Genomic DNA, 17,772 nt, shown 5'->3' on the forward strand with positions numbered 1-17,772 from the left:
CCCCTCATTGACGTTGCAGTGGGTTCACAATCAATTCGCCATTGTAACGCAAACAGCACGGGCCCCTTCGGCTTGGGCAGAAAAAGGAGAGACCGCGGATGTTGCGGGACATGCGCGCCGTTAAGTGGGTGTCGTGCGCTATCTTTTCGGAATCGTGGTCAATTTACCCATCGAACCGGAGCTCGTCATCTAAGTGCTTAATATTAGACGTTATTATTCCGCCTGCTTCCAGAAGAGTACTGTGCCCTCTTGCCAGCCCTGCGGGAAAAGACGTCCCGAGCGCGCCAGTTCGATATATATTATATTGTCTTTTTCTGCAGTCCAGAACGAACTTCCCGGTTCGACGGGTAAATTGACCACGATCGGGAATCTATACCGAAAACTGCGCGACACGAACGGCCGAGAAACGCTGCTCGGCCGCCTTCTCGCCCGACAGGCACCCCGCGGGCGCCCGCAGCCCCAGTTTTCCTACCGCTGTTCGTCCATCTGCAAGATCAGGTTGTACACGTCGCGCTTCTTGCGGGAATACTGCTGCGCCAGACGCTTCGAGAGCGCCGAAGTCGACTCGCCAGCGGCAAGCGCCTGCTCGATGTCAGCGCGAAGCGCCTCGTCGGGGTCGACATGCGCATCCGCCGCGACGGCGCAGCGCAGACCGGGCAGCTCGTCTGCCGTGGGCGGCGCCACGACGACGACCATCTCCCCTCGCAGCTCACCGCGCTCGCGCACCGCATCGGCAAGCTGCGGGGCCTTATCGCGCAGAACCTCCTCGTGCAGCTTGGTGAGCTCACGGCACAGCGCGACCGTGCGCGCGGGAAACACCTGCGCGATGGCATCGAGCGACGCCGCGACGCGGTGCGGCGACTCATAGAACAGCAGCGCGCCCGGTACCAGCGCAAGCTCTTGCAGGCGGCGTATACGCTCGCCGTTCTTGCGCGGCAAGAACCCCTCGAAGAAGAAGTGCTCGCACGAGATGCCGCTCGCCACGAGCGCCGTCACGCACGCGGAGGGACCGGGGATGACCTCCACATCCGCCCCCGCCTCGCGCGCGGCATCGACCAGCACCTGACCGGGATCGGACACGCTCGGCATGCCCGCATCGGAGGCGAAGGCGACAATCTCCCCCGCAAGCACTCGCTCCACGATCTCCGGGGCGCGCGCCGCGATAACGTTCTCGTCGCACCGGATGAGCGGGCGGGAGATCTCCAGGTGGGCCAAAAGCTTCGCCGTCACCCTGGTATCTTCGCAGCATATGGCGTCGGCCGCGCGGAACGCGTCGGCCGCGCGCGGAGTCAGGTCTCCGAGGTTGCCGATGGGAGTGCCCACGATATAGAGGCGCCCGGACTGCATGCCGAATACCCCCGCCTAGTCGATCATCGCGCGCTCAAGCGGCGAGAGCGCGACGCGCGCGTCCCACGCGGGGATGCGCTTCTCGGTCTTCCACGTCTGGAAAAACCAGCCCGCCGCCTCGCCGAAGCTGGCCAGCTCGCTCGAGATGAAGACGCGTTCGTACGCGTCGCGGCCCTCCGGGGTCACCGTCGAGCTCGACATCACGGCGGCAGCGGACCACTCGCCCACGATCACCGGGAACCCGCAGGAGCGCGCTTCCTTGATGAGACGGCGGTTGCGCGCGACGGCCTGGGAGATGCCCTTGGGCGACGTGATGTCAACCGCGGTGTCGTCGCGGTAGTGGTACAGGTGCAGATCCATGTACACGTTCTGGTACTTGGCACCGCTCATGAAGCGCTTCCACATCTCGGGATGGCCCGAATCGGAGAACACCACGATCTTGTCCTCGGGCATGTGGGCGCGCACGAGCTCGTAGGCATCGCGGTAGTAATTGCGCAGGTAATGGCTCGGAATGCCCTGCGTCACGTTGAAAAGGCCGCGCCGCACGCTCATGATCGGGGAGTCGAGCAGCTCGATGCCGAGCAGCGCCGGAGATGTGCCGTAGCGCTCGGCGAGCTTACCCAGAACGTTCAGGGCGACATGGCGGCCGTTGGACGTCGAGTGCCAGTCCGCCGTGGTCTCGGGCGTGGTGGCGCTCTCGTTGGAGTCACCCTGCCCGCCGGGCACAGTCGCCAGGTCGAGCAGGACGGTCATGTCGTACTTCTCGGCCCACTCCATGGCGCGGTCCACGTAATCGACCGCCGGGATGTGCGCGAGCGCATCGCTTTGCGAACCGAACACGTACCACGGCACCGGCAGGCGAACGGCATTGAAGCCGATGGCGGACATGCGGTTGAAATCGAATTCGCTGATGAACGTCTCGTAGTGCTGGCGCAGGCGGTCGCTGTACGTCGCAGAACCCATGGCCTGCTGCAGCTCGACGTCGTTCGAGGCCCCCGTTGCCGCGTACAGCGACGGGGTGACCCAAGGCTCAGGGATAAACCAGCCGGACAGATTGACGCCGCGGATTCTCTCTGCCATCCCGACCCCTCCTTGCGAGCGGAATAAAAAAGCGTCCGGCGTTTCCGCCGGACGCTCATCAATCAAAGGGTGGCCAGAAAGGGATTCGAACCCCTGACACGAGGATTTTCAGTCCTCTGCTCTACCAACTGAGCTATCTGGCCACATCGCCTGTCGCAAGCGACGGCTAGTACAGTTTAGCAAATGCCGAAATTGGGTCAAGGGGAAAATTCAGAAATTTCGGCACGGCGGAACCGTTCGCCATCTCTGCAGGTCAGCGAGCATGCTTCCCCATGCACCGTCTCCGAGCGCCCCTGGCGGGGTTGCGCCCGCACATGCTCGCGGCGCCTCGTCTTGAACGCGGCACCAAGACACCCGCCCGCCGTCGGCCCCGAGCAGCGAGGCGCGCTCGAGCACCGCCACCGCCCCGGGGCACGACACCATCCGCCACGGACGCACGCCCTCGTACAGCGCCAGCACGCGCCCGTGCACGTCCACGCAGGCGATGTCCAGCGGGTAGCGCATGAAGCACGTATGGACCGACCGGCACGAGGGAAACGCCATGACCAGCGGCAGGCCGCCCCTCCCCACAGGGTCCCTCACCGTCATGCCGAGCAGCCTTGGCGCGAATCCACGCGCCACCACCAGCTCCGCGGGCCTCCAGCCCAGCTCATCGAGCGCGCGCTCGAGCGCTTCACGACCCTTCTCTCCCCGCATCGCTACATCACCACCCCGGGGCGCCATGGATCGATGACGACCGCGCGCTCGTGCTCCAGATACAGCGGCGCCCCCATGTCCACGCCGGCGATCGTCAGCGCGGACGGCCAGGGCGCATAGCGCATCACGCACCGGTAGGTACGCGTGACGCCCACGAGCGTCAGCAGCGACCCCAGCCCCTGGTCGTCCTCCCCCTCGAGCACGACCTCGACCTCGACGCCGCATCCCGCCATCGCCTGTGCGAGCTGCTCTTCCACCGTCGTCGTCACGGCATCGGCGCCCCCGTCGCCCACCGGCGAGACGGCGTGCGCGAGCACCACGTCGGGCGCCACGCGGTCGAACCGCGCCACGGCCGAAGCGAACATCATCGCGTTGTAGGCAACCAGCGCGAGCACGATCAGCACGGGCGCGACGATCGCCATCTCCACGGTCGCCTGCGCCCGCTCCTCGCCCATCCAGCCCTTGAGCCCGCTCATCCTCCCACCGCCTCTATCACGTCTTTGACCCGAATCGTCAACGGGATCGAGCCGCCCCACGGGAACTCGATCTCGCCCAGGCTGAACTCGTAGGAGGTGATCTCGGCCACGGGCATATACGTCAACGCCTCGGCGATGTCGCCGGGATCGGTCGTGCCGACCGGGATCCTGCGCACCAGCGACTGGACGTTGGACAGCGCGGGAATATCGGAGCGCGCGAGCACGTTCGTCGTGTCCGTGAGCACCGGCTTCTTGAGGCTCATGTCGACAGGCTGCAAGCCGAGCCCCTCGATCGCAGCGCCCAGGAGATCTTGCAGAAACGTGGCGATGGGACCCAGCCCGATTCCTCCTGCACCGGCTACGAACTGGTCGAACAGCGAGGTGAGTCCCTCGCCGGCGGCGCTGTACCCCACGAGCAGGACGCCCCACAGGTCCATGACGGCGCCGAGGATGCCCGCCACGCCGCCGAGCACGGCATTGCGCTCCAGCGAGGAGAAGAAGCTCGCGAGCACGTTGTTTTGCAGCGTCGCCTCGTCGCGGGCGAGCGCCGCCGCCGACACCGCCCCGCGCTCCCCCAGCTCGACCGCCTCCGAGAAATCGGTCTCGAGCAGCTCGGGCGACACGATCTCGCCCGAGCCGACCACCCCGATGCAGCCGTAGCGTCCTGGCGGGGCGATCTTGGGTCTAATCACGCTCAGCTCGTCGGCGATGTCCTGAAAGACGTTGCCCGCGTTTTCGGCCTCGTCCTTCGTTTGGCGCTCAAGCTCGAGCTCCCGGTTCCGGCACTCGACGTACGCATCGAGCGCCTTGGTGAACGCGCGCAGATGGTATTCGAAGCCGTTGTCGATCGACGTCGATGCCGCAGGGGTCTTCCCCACGTCGCCCACGCCGAACGCGCATTCCGGGCACTCGACCGCGTTGCCGAGCTCGACATCTGCCAGCGAGAGCTGCGGCCCCGCGTCCCCCTTGGCGCCCGGGCAGTCGGTTCCGTAGTGCAGCGTGACGCCGCCGTCCTCTATCGTCGAGGGCCACATGGCGCGCCGGTACAGGGAGCTCTGACGAATCTCCTCGGTGTTTCTCGGCAGCAGCGGCACCGTCGAGACCACATGGTCGCCGCGCAGCTCGACCGCGGCATCGCGCAGCTCATCGCACGCGAACTGGTAGAACGCCCGACGCGCCGCCGAGTTCGCCTTCTCTTCGGTCGAGTTGTTCTTGGGCTTCTCGTTGCTCAGGCGCCAGCGGTAGTACGCACGCGCGCGGTCGAGCGCGATTTTTGGCTGCCAGCTCACGCTCGACTGGTAATCGGGATTCTCCATGGCGGACAGGCCCGAAAGGCTGGCCGCGCGCTCCTGCATGTTTTTGCCCGCCTTGCCGCAATCGGCGCGCCACGCCTCCTCTTTGGCCTCCGCGGTCTTCTTCGCGGCCTCCTGCATCTCCTGCGCCGATTCCTCGAGCTTCTCGCCCGCCTCCTCGAGCTCATCGGTCTCGACATCCTCCTCGAGCGCGCCGAAATCGGAATCGGACTTCCACGGCACGGGAATCGCGGTCCCCATATACGCGACCGCATCGGTCGTCTGCGCCATGCACGTCTTCGTCCCGTTGGCGGCGATGATCGCCGGCAGGACCTTCTCGAGCTTCATGAGCGCCTTGCCCACGCTTTGCGAGAACTTGTTGCGCGTTTTCAGAATCTGTATCCCCTTGTGCAGCGTCTCGGCACCCGCCGCCTCCGCGCCGGGGATCAGCGTGAGCACGAGCCCCGTCCCCGAGGTGATGAACCCGGCGAGCCCCAGGCTCAGCACGCACGCGTCCATCACCGTCGCCGCCGTGCAGTACGATGACACCACGTTGGCGCCAGCGAGCGCGGTCGCGTCAGCGCTGACCTGCACGTCTCCCGCACGCGACATGCTCCATGTCGCCGTGAGCGAGGAGAACAGCAGCGTCAGCACCACCAATATGGTGACCGCCGCTGCAAGCGTCGTGTACGCGCCGTCCTCTATGAACAGGTCGATGCCCCAGCGCACGCGGGCCGCTCCCCCATCGGAGCCCTCCTCACGCCTCTTCTTCCTCCCACATCTCCATCCACGTCTCGTAATCGCCCTCCAGCCAGCTCGGACGTCCTTCATATGCCACCGTCACCTCCATCTCCACATCGCCGTAGATGTTCGTCTTGCCGAACGCCGAGGCGAACACGCCGAGCACCGGCAACGGCGTCACGTACCCCTTGATCGACACGCCGACCGCCCCGCCGGTGTCCTCGGCGCGCGTGAGGCGGACGTCCCACGAGGCGGGCCCGCCCGCATGGAAGATGTCCAGATCGGGCACGGCCTGGAGACGACGCACCGCGAACGCCTTCAGCGTCATGTCGTTGTCCTCCTGCGCCGTGACCATCAGGCGCGCGGTCTCGGAGGCGGCCGACTCCATCACGCTGCGGGTGTAGAGCATGCACACCGGCTGCAGCGCCAACAGCAACAGCACCAGAAACGTCGGCAGCAGGAAGGCGGCCTCGACGGTCGCCTGCGCCGACCGCTCGCGCGCAAGCTCAGTACAGCAAGATGTCCAAGACGCCGAGCGGGTCGAGGCCGTGCGAGGCCGCATCCTCGACCAAACGGGCGAACAGGCCCTGCTCGCCCGCTTTCCAGATGGCCGCCAGACCCAGCACGATCGCGAGCAGCATGCAGAACACCAATGCGTACTCGAGGGTCCCCTGGGCCCGCTGCTCCCCTGCGGCGCGCACGGCGAGACGCCGGATTTCGCGAACTCCGCGGTCGATTGCCCCCATCTCCTCATCCCGCCCTCCTAGCTATCCGGTATCTCCGCCCGCAGGCGGACGATATGCACATCCGTCTCGCTTCGCTCCTCGTTGGACGCCAGATACACCATGTCGACCCACTCCCGGCCGCCCTGGACCAGCGCCACCCAGACGTTCCCCGCGAGGTCGAGGTATCCGCTGCTCATGAGCTCGGCCTCGGGAAGCTCCGCATAGGCGTACAGCACATCCTGCGCGGGCCCGACCAGATCGCGCTGCTCGGACCATTGCACCGCCGCGCCCTGGGCTCCCTTTTCGGCACCGGCGCCAAGATCGGATATGAACGAATCGACGGATGACTCGACGGCCTTCTCCATCACGACCTCCGCCCGCTCGAACATCCGCTCGACATCGGAATCGACCGTCTCGACGGCACTCCGCTCGTCTGAGACGTCCTCAGCCCGCTGCCCGGTCGCTTCAGACGAGGAGGGCGCGACGATATCCGCCACGCCCTGAGTCCACCACAGCGCCCCAAGCGCCACGGCAAGGCATGCGGCCGGCAGCGCGAAAAGCGCCCACCGCATGCGACGAGGCCCGACGCCCCTATCCGACCGCACCGGTCGCTCTCGTGACGCCGTCCTCGATCGCCGTCCACATGTCGCCGATCATGGGGCCGACCGCCGTTATCGCAGCGATGGCCACGACCACCAGCACCGCGACCAAGATCGCGTACTCCATGGTGCCCTGCGCCCGCTCCTCGCGAAACAGCGTCCCGACCTCGGCCGCCTGCGCCCGCACGCATCCGATCAGCTTCGTCATCCGTTCCATATGAACCCTCCTTACCTCATGCCGCCCCGCTCGATGCGATGAGCGGCCCCACGATAGACAGCAGCAGCGCCGGCAAGATGAGCACGCCGGTGGGGATCAGCATCTTGACCGGAGCCCGCTCGATCTCGCGCTCCACGGCCGCACGGTGTGCCGCGCGCATCTCGTGCCCCTGCCGTGCCAGCGTGTCGGCAAGCGGCGCCCCCAACGCATGGGCCTGCCCGACCGACACCGCAAACGACTCGAGCTGCCGCACCTCGACGTCGCGCGCCACGGCCATGAGGCCCTCCTCCCTCGTCTCCATGCCCATCTGCCAGCCCAGGCGGGCGCGCGCCATACGCGACGCGAGCGCGTCGCGGCTGTGCTCGCAATACATTCCCAGCGCGGCATCGAACGACAACCCCGCGGACAGCCCGAGCCTGATCACGTCGACCATCTCGGATACCTGCCCCAGCGTCACCGTCGCACCCGCCGCCTTTCCTCTGCGCGCCGCACGCAGCGCGTCCACGCGCGCGGCGCCCGCCCGCATCGACCCCAACAGCTTCCGCCCATCCAGCTCCAGCACGAACCACGCGCAGAGCGCAACCGACAAACCGACAGCTCCCACCCATAGAACCTGTTGCATACCGACCCCCTCTCACAGCTCGACCTTCATGATCTTGCGGATTACGACAAGCGCCGCCACGTTGAGCACCAGCGCCAACGCAACCGATGCCGCACCGATCGGCATCGCCAAGCCGGCGCGGAAATCCTGGGAGATCAGCGAGAGCACCGCCAGCATCCCGACCGGCATGCAGGCGACCAGCCGTGCCGACAGACGTGCCTGCGACGTCTTGACGTCCAGCATCCGGCGCAGCTCGATGCGCGCGCTGACCATACGCGTCGCCTCTGCGAGCAAATCCTTCAGCGGGGCTCCCGTTCTCTGGGAGACCTTGAGGGCGAGCACTACCAAGTCGAGCCCCGGGGCGCGCAGGCGCGTCAGCATGGCGTCGAGCGCATCCACCGCCGAGATCCCGCAATCCACCGCGAACGAGACGCGCATGAACTCCGAGCGGACGGGCTCCTCGGCATGACTCCCCACGTAGCGCATGGCCTGCGACAGGGAGTGACCCGACCCCAGCGATATGGCGAGCGCCCCGAACGCCTCGGGCATCGCCTCCTCCAGACGGCCCGCCTCGCGATGGGCCCTGCGCGATGACAGCACCACCAGGACCACCGAGGGCAGCGCCAACCCGATCGGCAGCGCCGGCAGCGCATGCGCCACCACCGATACGACCACGCCGGACACCGCGCTCATCATCACGACCAGCCCCAGAAGCGTCGCGTCGTCCGCGCTCCCAAGCGGACGCGTCCGGCCCCACGCCGCAAAGCGCAGCTCGCCCAACGCGCGCGCAACGGGCGCTGCGGGGACGCTCCTGCCGCCCAGCAGCGCCGACCCCAGGCGTCGGGCCATCCCGCATAAGGATTCGAGCGGCGTGGCGGCCGCCTGGGGCACATAGGGGGTGGCGGCACTCGCACCTGCCGGCACCAGCGCCATGCCCGTGCTCACCATGGCGAGCGCGCCTACGCAGCAGGACACAAGGACCTCCATCGCTCCACCTCCTCCCTGCTCAACAAACCCGACCGCAACCCCTCCTCGATAAACGGCGGCTCGCATACGAGCTCCCACGTCCGCGTCGCCGCATCGAAGGCCACGTACTCGGTCAGCTCCACGCCGCCGCCCTCCGCGCGCGACACGCCGGCAAACGAGGAGACGTAGCGCCGCCCGCCCGGCAGGCGCGCCGACATGACGATGCCGTCGAGGGCCATCGCGATCTGCTCTTCGATCAGGTCCCCCGGCAGGTCGATGCCGTAGCGCGCCAGAAGCGTCAGGCGCACGATCGCCTCGCGGGCGGAGCCCGCGTGCAGCGTCGTCAGCGAGCCGTCGTGGCCCGTGCTCATGGCCTGCAGCATGTCGATGCACTCGGCGCCGCGCACCTCTCCGACCACGATGCGGTCGGGCCTCATGCGCAGCGCGTTGGTCACCAGGTCGCGGATGCTCACCGCGCCCTCGCCCTCGATCGACGCCTCGCGCGCTTCCAGACGGACCACATGCGGGTGCCGCGAGAACTTGAGCTCGGCGGAATCCTCGATGGTCACGATGCGCTCCCCGAGGCCGATCTCGCACGACAGCGCGTTGAGCAACATGGTCTTGCCCGAGCCGGTACCCCCTGCCACCGCCAGATCCTGCCTGAGCGACACCGCGCACGACAGCAGCCTTGCGTACCAGTCGGGCAGCGAACCCATCTCGACGAGCTGAGCCAGCGAGCTGATGCGGTCCGAGAACTTGCGGATCGTCAGCGTCGGACCGTCGATGGCGATGGGAGGGATGACCGCGTTCACGCGGTAGCCGCTCGGCAGGCGGGCGTTCACCAGCGGGCTGCGCTCGTCCACGCGCCTGCCGAGCGGCGAGATGATGCGATCGATGATGATGCGGATCTGCTCGTCGTTCTCGAACACGTCGGGCATGGGGTGCAGCGTTCCGCCGCGCTCGAAAAACGCCGACGTGCAGCCGTTCACCATGATCTCGGTCACGCTCTCGTCGTCGAGCAGCGGCTGCAGGGGGCCGAGCCCCACCACGTCGTCAAGCACCTCGTTGATGATGCGCGCGCGGTCCGCCGCGTCGACCTCCGCCGTCTCGCTCGTGTTGAGCACCGCCTCGATCACCGGCCGAAGCTCCTCGCGCGACCGCGCGGCATCCGCCGCGTTGGCCATGCGCGCGACCTCGGCAAAGCCCATGCGCTCCATCATCTCGCGCTTAACCGTTCGCTTGACCTCGCGCAGGCGCTCGTCCATCAGGCCTTCCAGGCCCTCGACGCCCTCGTCGTCGAAGCGCTCCGCGCGCCTCACGCGCTCGAGAACGCTCATTGCCCCGCCCCTTCCTCATGCTTCCAGGGCAGTTTGATGCGAGAGCGCGAGCCGTTCTGCGCACCGAGCGCCTGCTGCTGGCCCTCCCAGCCCTCCAAGGGGCAGCCGAGCTCCTTGAGCAGGCCGTAGGTCGTCGTCTGCACGTCGCGGGTAAATGGGTTCGAGGTGGCCATGAGGTCGCCGAGCTTGCCGAACGACAGCAGGTCGTGCACCGTCTGGCCCCCATCGGAAATGCGCGCACGCGAGCGCAGGGCGACCGCCATCTCAAAGCGCATGGCGCGCTCCTCGTCGCAGCCGGGAGCTCCGAACCGATTGAACAGGCATGTCATGCGCGTCTTGGGCACCCCGATGCGCGTGGCCAGGGCGACGGCGCGCACCGTGGAGGTCTCCGCCGAGACGCTGCCGCTCCCCACCACCAGGCAGCGGTTGCAGCTCGACACGGCCGACGCCACCGCATCTCCCCAGAATACCGACGTGTCGGCGAAGATCACATCGGCCTCATGGCGCAGCACGCCGATCAGCTCCTCGACGGGAGCCGCCATGAGCTCCGCGTACTCGGGGGCAAAGCACGGCCCCCACAGGGTGAGTCCCGGGGCGATCCGCATCGCCGTCGCCTCGATCATCTCCTGGGAGCACATCGGCTTGCCGTCGGCATCGACCAGTCGCCCCAGGTCGCACACCCGCTCGACCCCCATGAGGTTGTGCAGGTTTCCAAACATCAGATCAAGATCGACGACCGCCGCGCGCAACCCCATCTGCGCAGCCTGCCACGCCATGGCCGAAACAACCGTCGTCTTTCCGCACCCACCCAAACCGGAGATGGCGACCACCAACGGTGCGCCGCCGACCTCCGCCCCGCCAGTTCTTGGCGAAAACGTCACCGCGTCCGGCGCCGGTCGCGACGCCGTCGCATCCTCCCCGGGCTCCGCGGCACCGCCATCTGCAGGCTTGGGCTCGCAGGCATCTCGCGCAACGGGCTTTCCGCCCCCATCGGCCCGGTCGGGCGCGTCCGACGCCGTCGGTCCGGCCGAGACGGATCGCGCATCCGCACCTTCCGTCTTCTTGTCATCGGAATCACCCGGCGTCCGCGCATACGCGTCTTCTCCGATATCCTCGCGCGCAGGCTCGGCACGCTCCCACGGCGGAACTTCGAGCTCGAGGTCATCGCCGCTTGCACGCTCCGGCCGCAGAACTGACTCGGGACCCTCTCCCGCACACGCCCTTTCGCCGTCGCCGTCAACACACACGTCTCCAACAGCGATGACCTCGGTTGCTCCTGCAAAAAAGAGGCGGGCGATAAGCCCCGCATCCGCCTCGTCGACAAACGCCAGAACGGTCTCGGCGCACTCCAGGCGCACCAGGTTCTCGATAGCGCCCTCGGCGTCCTCGCCATCATGCACGCAGACCGCCGCACCGGCGGCGATCCCCGCCATGACCTGCGCCACCGCGAGCAGACTCGCCGCATCATCGACGCGCAGCAGCCGTGCGCCCGCATCGCGCGCCTCGATCTCGTGCCGAACCCGGGGCGCCTCGCTCCCGTTGCAGCACGCCAGCCACATCGATCCCATCAAGCATCACCACGCTTCTCTTCCACGGAGACCCCCTCGTCTTCAGACGAACCGGCAGAGCCCCCATCCTTACTTTCTTCACGGTGCGCATCCTCATCAGCCTGATTCGAGGACGCCTCACTGACCGCATCGCCACCAGATGCCCGCTCGGTATCGCCCGCATCGGTTGCCGCCGAATCGTCCTCGTCAGCGGCGTCGTCCGATACGCCACCGTCCCGTCCGGGAGCGACCAGCGTGATCTGGCCGGCGGACATCGCCGCGAGCACCTCGGACACCCGCCCGGGATCGACCGCCAGCGTCACCCAGCTCAGATCGCCGCCGCCCTGGGCGAGCGCGCTTGTGTCCAGCACGCGCGCCGACAGCAGGCGGTCGGCGATCTCGGCGTCGGACACGTACACATCCACCGTGTCGCCGCGCGCGAGCGATCCGCCCACCGCATGCTGCGGATCGCTCGCCACGCACACCGCGACCTTGTCGGCAGGGATCTCCAGCGAGCCGGATTGCGTCTCGAAATAGACCGGTGAGAGTACTGCCCGCTCGGGGATGTGCGAGGTCGCGACGCGACCGGCGACATCGCCCAGAGAAGTCATGGCCTCGGGAGGCAGCAGGCTGGTCACCCACTCCTCGACGACCACGTTCCCCTCGTCGATCATGTCGCCCGGTTCGATGTCGCGCGAGGCCACACAAACGGCCACGAGCTCGCCGCCATAGCGCGCGAGGGCCTCCTGCTGCGCAGCCTGCGCCTCCTGTCGCACCGACGAGGCGTAGGCCAGCGCTACGACAGCCGCCGCGATTCCCGTAACCACGCTGATCGCGAGCCTGACACTGCGTTTCACGAAGCGCTCCCCTCATCGGCACCTGCTGGGTATCCGCCACGCGCATCGCCTGTTCGGTCCTGCCGTGCGGAACGATTCAATTGTCCGAGGGGATCGAAGGGTCATCTGAATCGAAAAAAGAAAGTCCCTCGCCATCTGACGAGGGACTTTCCCATATCAAACAGACGTGTTAGATGTCCGTAAGCAATGGGTCATTTGGGGACGGGTTCGTTCCAACCCATCGGCGGCTTGCGCTGCCGCCGATGGGTTGGAACGAACCCATCCCCAAATGACCCATTCATTGGTCGGTATTTCCCTAGAGCTTGATGTCGGGGTCGAGGCTCTGCGCGCTGACGCGCATCTCGGATGCGAGCGCGAGGAAGGCCTCGAGGCGGATGCCGTCGATGTCGCCGGCCTGCTGGGCCTCGCGCACGGCGCAGCCCGGTTCATGCGTATGCGTGCAGTCGTTGAACCGGCACGCGCGAGCCGCCACGACGATCTCGGGGAACGCGCGGGCAAGGCCGCGTTCATGCCCAACCAGCGGAAGGCTGCGCAAGCCGGGCGCATCGGTCATCACGCCGCAGGGTTCGGGCAGCGCCACCATCACGCGCGCGACGGTGGTATGGCGTCCCGCATCGTCGCGCTCGCGCACCTCGCCCGTAGCCATGGCCTCGTGCCCGAGCAGCGCGTTGAGCAGCGTCGACTTGCCCGCACCCGATTCGCCCAGGATCATGGCGCAGGTGCCGTGCGGCACGCAGAGACGAATCTCGTCCAGGCCCGTCCCCTCCATCGAGGACGTGACGATGACCCGCACCTCGGATCCAACAAGACGCCTCGTATCGGCCAAGATGGATGAGAGCTCGTCCGCGTCGCAGCGATCGGCCTTGGTGAAGACGACCACCGGATCGGCGCCGCAATCGTAGGCGAGCACAAGGGAGCGGGCGATACGATCGCGGACGAGCGCCGAGGTGTCGCGGGAGGCGCCGAGCGGTTGCACGATGAAGATCGTATCGACGTTGGCGGCGAGCACCTGCCTCTCACCGCGGTTTTTGCCCCGCCAGCGCTCGAATGAGGTCCTGCGCGGGAGCACGCGCTCGATCACGCCCATATCGTGGCCGGGGGCCAGCCGAACCGTCACGACGTCGCCGACCGCAGGAAGCAGGCGCTCCCCCTCGGAGCGCCCCTTGGCGAAGCTCACCGCGTGCTCGGCGCGGAACACGCGCTCTGCGGTCGCGACGAGCGGGAACCCGCGGTCGAGGCGCACGACGCATCCCATGTGCATCTCGGAGGCCGCCTGCGCATCCGTCGCCGCGAGCGCAGCGCAGAACGACTCGTGCGCGGCCCGCTGCGCATCGTCGATATGCATGTCGGCGAAGGTGGGCACATCGTGCAACGCATCGACCTGCGGCAGCGTCGCCATCATGGCAGCCGTGTCGACGGGCGTTGCATGCGACCGGCGCTTGCCCTTTGCCTTGTTCTTGCCCATAGGAGCCCCTCCGCTCGAAAGACGACATCGCCCAGTGTAACGCAAGGGAAGCACTGATTAACTGCGTTCGCGCCGGGCTGCCGCGCCTACCCATGGGGACGGGCGCGTGAGCATCACTCCTGCCGCCCAGGCACCCATGTGGGCGGACCTATGAGCGTTCCCCGCCTGCTCAGTGGAGCCTCCACTCACGGTCCGTTGGCGGACGCTTTGATGTGATCGTAGGCTAAACACGCGGACCTGCAGAACGCAAAAAGGCGGGCGGCTTCAGCCTTTTCGCCATGAAAGGAGGAAAAGTGGCAAAAAAGCTGAGGTCCGCCCGCCTCAGGGGAGAGAAAGCAGGTTCTGGGAGACGCCTTGTCTCGCTGCCTCTATGGTAGGAGCTTTATCGTGCTTCTTCGTGTCCTTACGGTGTGCACGTGTCCTTGCGGTGTTCTTGATTCCCGTATCCGATCATGGTTCAGACTATAGGCGGGCGACACGCCCCGTCCCATGGTCTGCAAACCATCTTTATGCACCCGTGGAATGTTCCCTCATGCGACTCAACGGTGTCCTACGCACGCTGAAGCTCCTGCGGACCCGGGTCGTATTCGCGAATCTGACGCACGCGCTCGCGCAGGAAGTCTCCCCAAACCGTCGTATCCCGATAGGGCTGGCCCTTATCCGTATAGGTTCCCGCGCGATCCATGATCTCGATCTGGTTGGGGTGGCTCGGCAGCGCGATATCGACCGGAATGTCAGCGATGCGCTCGGCATCGTCGATGAAGCGCGTGCGCAGCGCCGGGGTGAGGTAGGCGCTTGTCCGGTAATAGTCGTCGTTCATGGTGTTCGCGCCCACGCCGCCATGCATGGCGACGGTATACCGCTCGCCGTTCGCGGGGTTTTCGACTTCCCAGAAAAACGACGTGCAACCGCAGGTGTGGCCAGGCGTCAGCAGCGTGCGCACCGATATGTCCCCCAGATCGACGGGATGCTCGTCCGAGAAGTAGCCGTCAACCTCAAACGGCTGCGCATGCAGGCGCGCATCGAGATGCGTCGTCTCCTCGGGGCAGGCGCGCATGAACTCGGTGTCCTCGCGGCTCATGAGGACCTTGGCACCCGTGAGATGCGCCAGCATGCCGGCCGCGCCGCAATGGTCGACATGCACGTGGGAGATGAGGATGAGCTTGATATCGGAGAGCTGGTATCCCAGCTTGTGGACCGAGTCGATCAGCAAAGGACAGGTCTCCGACACCGCCGTGTCGATCAGGATGCATCCCGCGCCCGTATCGATGAGATAGCAGCCGACCCAGCGCTGACCGGCTACATAGTACGTACGCGGGGCAACCTGGAACGGCTCGACCGCAAGCTCCCATGGACGCTCGGATGCACAGGCGAACACGCCCGGAATCGGCGGCGTGCAACGAAACGGCATAGGGCCCTCCCCCTCATAAGCAGGCGGAACATGCCGCCTGCTGCCTTAAGAAAAAACCGGGCGCCCCGATGCGGGGCGCCCGGCAGACGGCAAAGACGTCTTGATCGACACTTAGCCCTGGAGCTTCATGTCGTTGACCATCTCGTACCACTCGGCGATACCGGAGTGGTCGTCCTTCTCGTGGCCATGAGCCTTGAGGGACTGCATGATCTCCATCGCGAGTGAGGAGAACGGCACGGAGACGTTCACGCCGTGAGAGGTGTCCATGACGTTCTGCAGGTCCTTGATGTGGAGCTCGATGCGGAAGCCAGGGGTGAAGTCGCCGTCGAAGATCTTCTGGGACTTCTGATCCATGACCGTGGAGCCGGCCAGACCGGAGCGGATGGCCTGGTAGACGCGGGAAGGATCGACACCGGCCTTCTTGGCGAGGGAGTAGGCCTCGGCGACACCGGCGATGTTGATGGCGACGATCATCTGGTTGGCGAGCTTGGTGATGTTACCAGCGCCGACCTCGCCCACGAGGGTGACCGTGGAGGACATGGTCTTGAGCAGGTCCTCGTACTTGGCGAAGACCTCCTCCTTGCCGCCGACCATGACGGCGATGGTGCCGTCGATGGCCTTGGGCTCGCCGCCGGAGACGGGGGCGTCCAGGAAGTCGACGCCGATCTCCTCGAGGCGCTTAGCGAAGTCGCGGCTCGCCAGCGGAGCGATGGAGCTCATGTCGATGACGCACTTGCCAGCGGAAAGACCCTCGGCGATGCCGTTCTCGTTGAAGAGCGCGGCCTCGACGTGCGGGGAGTTGGGGAGCATGGTGATGATGACGTCGGACTTCTCAGCGACCTCCTTGCCGCTTGCGCAGGCAACGCCGCCGAGCTCGACGAGGTCGTTCGCGCGCTCGATGTTGAAGTCGAACGCATAGACCGTGTGACCAGCCTTCTGGACGTTGATGGACATGGGCTTGCCCATGATACCCAGACCGACAAATCCTACATTCATACTGCTGTCCTTTCTTTTCATTACAACAGCCTGCCTATGTTCACGCCCGCAAAACGCGGGCGGGAACCCCAAAGGGATTCAGAGAGCCTGCAGCACCCGTTATGCTGCAGAAAAGATCGCGGACGCTTCCTGGGACTCGTGCTCGGCGCGGAGTTTGGATCCCAGCAGCAGCGCGCGAATGGCGTTCTCGCCCGCAATCGGCACGAGCGTATCGGCGTGCGCGATGCTCTCGGCGAGCGTGATCGGGCCCGTGGCGATGGAGAGCACCAGGTCGATGCCCTCGTCATATACGGTACCCAAATCGTCGGCACGTCCGCCGACGACCGCGACCACCGGGATGCCGTGGCGCTTGGCGCGCTTGGCCACACCTATGGGTGCCTTGCCAAACGCCGATTGGGAGTCCATGCGGCCCTCGCCCGTGATCACCAAATCAACACCGTCCATAGCGTCCTCGAGCCCGATGAGATCGAGCAGCGTCTCGATGCCGCGCTGGATGCGCGCTCCGCAGAACGCGACGAGCGCCGCCCCGAGGCCGCCGGCAGCGCCCGAACCGGGCACCGCGTCAACCGCACGGCCGACCGTGGCGTTCATGATCTCGGCATAGCGGGCCATCCACGCATCGAAGTGAGTCGTCTGATCGGCGGGGATGCCCTTCTGCGGACCGAACACGCACACGGCGCCATCCGGGCCCGTCAGCGGGCTCGTCACGTCCGTCAGGGCGATGACCTCGACGCCGTCGAGCTTATCGGTCATCTGGGAGCAATCGATCGACGCGAGCTCGCCCAGCCCGACCAGACCGCAAGGAATGTCCTCGCCGTCCGCGTTCAAAAAGCGAATGCCGAGCGCCTTGGCCATGCCGGCGCCGCCGTCGCTTGTAGCCGAACCGCCCAAACCGATATAGATACGCTTGGCTCCATGGTCGATGGCATCCAGCATGACCTGCCCGACGCCCCAAGTGGAAGCGCGCAGGGCGTTGTCGCTGTTCTGCTCGATGAGCGTGATACCGCTCGCCTCAGCCATCTCCAGAATCGCGGTGTCCTCGCCGATGAAGCCGTAGTGGGCGCACACGGTGTCGCCCAGCGGTCCGGAGACCTCGACCTCGCGCATCTCGCCGCCCACGCCGGAGACGATGGCCTCGACCGTGCCCTCGCCGCCGTCGGCGATGGCGAACTTGCGGACCTCGCAGTCGGGAACGACGCGATGGATGCCCTGCTCGAGCAGATCGGCGATGCCGAGGCTCGAAACGGATCCCTTGAACGAGTCAGACGCGATCAGAACGGATAGCTTGTCCATGGAAACCTCCTCTCGAAAGTTGAAGCTGTGCTTGAGCCTATGTACCGGCCAAAGCGGCCGCAGGAACATCAAAATGCGCGGGGCGCCATATAGGCAGGGACACGCCCCGCGCTAGATGAGGAAGGC

18 protein-coding genes and 1 tRNA gene are annotated in these 17,772 nt (G+C 66.4%); all 19 read right to left on the reverse strand.

Annotation, left to right across the window (positions count from 1 at the left end; genetic code table 11):
• Window positions 1-468 precede the first annotated feature (468 nt).
• The 19 genes from rsmI to BN3789_RS03840 all read right to left on the reverse strand — a co-directional run bounded on the left by rsmI (window position 469) and on the right by BN3789_RS03840 (window position 17,646).
• Entirely contained in the window at window positions 469-1,347 is an 879-nt protein-coding gene (gene rsmI / locus BN3789_RS03750) for a 16S rRNA (cytidine(1402)-2'-O)-methyltransferase (RefSeq protein WP_066830114.1), read from the reverse strand.
• Between the two features lie 15 nt (window positions 1,348-1,362).
• Complete coding sequence (locus BN3789_RS03755; protein ID WP_066830117.1) at window positions 1,363-2,427, reverse strand: glycoside hydrolase family 5 protein; 1,065 nt, start codon at window positions 2,425-2,427, stop codon at window positions 1,363-1,365.
• 70 nt (window positions 2,428-2,497) lie between these two features.
• Window positions 2,498-2,570, reverse strand: a tRNA-Phe gene (locus BN3789_RS03760).
• Between the two features lie 67 nt (window positions 2,571-2,637).
• Window positions 2,638-3,123, reverse strand: a complete 486-nt coding sequence (locus BN3789_RS03765) for a DUF192 domain-containing protein (protein WP_079989066.1) — start codon at window positions 3,121-3,123, stop codon at window positions 2,638-2,640.
• 2 nt (window positions 3,124-3,125) lie between these two features.
• On the reverse strand, window positions 3,126-3,599 hold the full coding sequence (locus tag BN3789_RS03770) for a hypothetical protein (protein ID WP_066830119.1): 474 nt from the start codon (window positions 3,597-3,599) through the stop codon (window positions 3,126-3,128).
• The gene (locus BN3789_RS03775; RefSeq protein ID WP_066830130.1) at window positions 3,596-5,620 is read right to left on the reverse strand and encodes a hypothetical protein; all 2,025 of its coding nucleotides are present in this window, start codon (window positions 5,618-5,620) and stop codon (window positions 3,596-3,598) included. The genes BN3789_RS03770 and BN3789_RS03775 overlap by 4 nt, the downstream gene beginning before the upstream one ends.
• A gap of 28 nt (window positions 5,621-5,648) precedes the next feature.
• On the reverse strand, window positions 5,649-6,194 hold the full coding sequence (locus tag BN3789_RS03780) for a TadE/TadG family type IV pilus assembly protein (protein WP_066830133.1): 546 nt from the start codon (window positions 6,192-6,194) through the stop codon (window positions 5,649-5,651).
• Entirely contained in the window at window positions 6,139-6,378 is a 240-nt protein-coding gene (locus BN3789_RS03785) for a hypothetical protein (protein WP_066830136.1), read from the reverse strand. Before BN3789_RS03785 ends, BN3789_RS03780 begins: the two co-directional genes overlap by 56 nt.
• A gap of 17 nt (window positions 6,379-6,395) precedes the next feature.
• Window positions 6,396-6,929 carry a hypothetical protein gene (locus BN3789_RS03790; protein ID WP_066830139.1) on the reverse strand — a complete coding sequence of 178 codons (534 nt, stop codon included), beginning with the start codon at window positions 6,927-6,929 and terminating at the stop codon, window positions 6,396-6,398.
• A gap of 19 nt (window positions 6,930-6,948) precedes the next feature.
• Window positions 6,949-7,173, reverse strand: a complete 225-nt coding sequence (locus BN3789_RS03795; RefSeq protein ID WP_229254158.1) for a class III signal peptide-containing protein — start codon at window positions 7,171-7,173, stop codon at window positions 6,949-6,951.
• A gap of 16 nt (window positions 7,174-7,189) precedes the next feature.
• Window positions 7,190-7,795, reverse strand: coding sequence for a type II secretion system F family protein (locus BN3789_RS03800; protein WP_066830142.1), 606 nt, complete (start codon window positions 7,793-7,795; stop codon window positions 7,190-7,192).
• A gap of 12 nt (window positions 7,796-7,807) precedes the next feature.
• Window positions 7,808-8,749 (reverse strand): type II secretion system F family protein, encoded by a 942-nt coding sequence (locus tag BN3789_RS03805; RefSeq protein WP_229254159.1) that lies wholly within the window; start codon window positions 8,747-8,749, stop codon window positions 7,808-7,810.
• The gene (locus BN3789_RS03810; protein ID WP_066830148.1) at window positions 8,734-10,077 is read right to left on the reverse strand and encodes a TadA family conjugal transfer-associated ATPase; all 1,344 of its coding nucleotides are present in this window, start codon (window positions 10,075-10,077) and stop codon (window positions 8,734-8,736) included. The genes BN3789_RS03805 and BN3789_RS03810 overlap by 16 nt, the downstream gene beginning before the upstream one ends.
• Window positions 10,074-11,645: a CpaE/TadZ family protein gene (locus tag BN3789_RS03815; protein WP_066830149.1), complete on the reverse strand. Its 1,572-nt coding sequence runs from the start codon at window positions 11,643-11,645 to the stop codon at window positions 10,074-10,076. Before BN3789_RS03815 ends, BN3789_RS03810 begins: the two co-directional genes overlap by 4 nt.
• Window positions 11,645-12,451, reverse strand: coding sequence for a Flp pilus assembly protein CpaB (gene cpaB, locus BN3789_RS03820; protein WP_229254160.1), 807 nt, complete (start codon window positions 12,449-12,451; stop codon window positions 11,645-11,647). The genes BN3789_RS03815 and cpaB overlap by 1 nt, the downstream gene beginning before the upstream one ends.
• Before the next feature lie 325 nt (window positions 12,452-12,776).
• Window positions 12,777-13,946, reverse strand: a complete 1,170-nt coding sequence (rsgA, locus tag BN3789_RS03825; protein ID WP_066830151.1) for a ribosome small subunit-dependent GTPase A — start codon at window positions 13,944-13,946, stop codon at window positions 12,777-12,779.
• Between the two features lie 550 nt (window positions 13,947-14,496).
• The gene (locus BN3789_RS03830; protein WP_066830153.1) at window positions 14,497-15,357 is read right to left on the reverse strand and encodes an MBL fold metallo-hydrolase; all 861 of its coding nucleotides are present in this window, start codon (window positions 15,355-15,357) and stop codon (window positions 14,497-14,499) included.
• Between the two features lie 111 nt (window positions 15,358-15,468).
• Window positions 15,469-16,353 carry a 2-hydroxy-3-oxopropionate reductase gene (garR, locus tag BN3789_RS03835; RefSeq protein ID WP_066830156.1) on the reverse strand — a complete coding sequence of 295 codons (885 nt, stop codon included), beginning with the start codon at window positions 16,351-16,353 and terminating at the stop codon, window positions 15,469-15,471.
• A 99-nt stretch (window positions 16,354-16,452) separates the two neighbouring features.
• Entirely contained in the window at window positions 16,453-17,646 is a 1,194-nt protein-coding gene (locus BN3789_RS03840; protein ID WP_066830160.1) for a glycerate kinase, read from the reverse strand.
• Between the last annotated feature and the right edge of the window lie 126 nt (window positions 17,647-17,772).

Source organism: Collinsella ihumii (assembly GCF_900046475.1).
In the GTDB taxonomy this organism is placed as follows: domain Bacteria; phylum Actinomycetota; class Coriobacteriia; order Coriobacteriales; family Coriobacteriaceae; genus Collinsella; species Collinsella ihumii.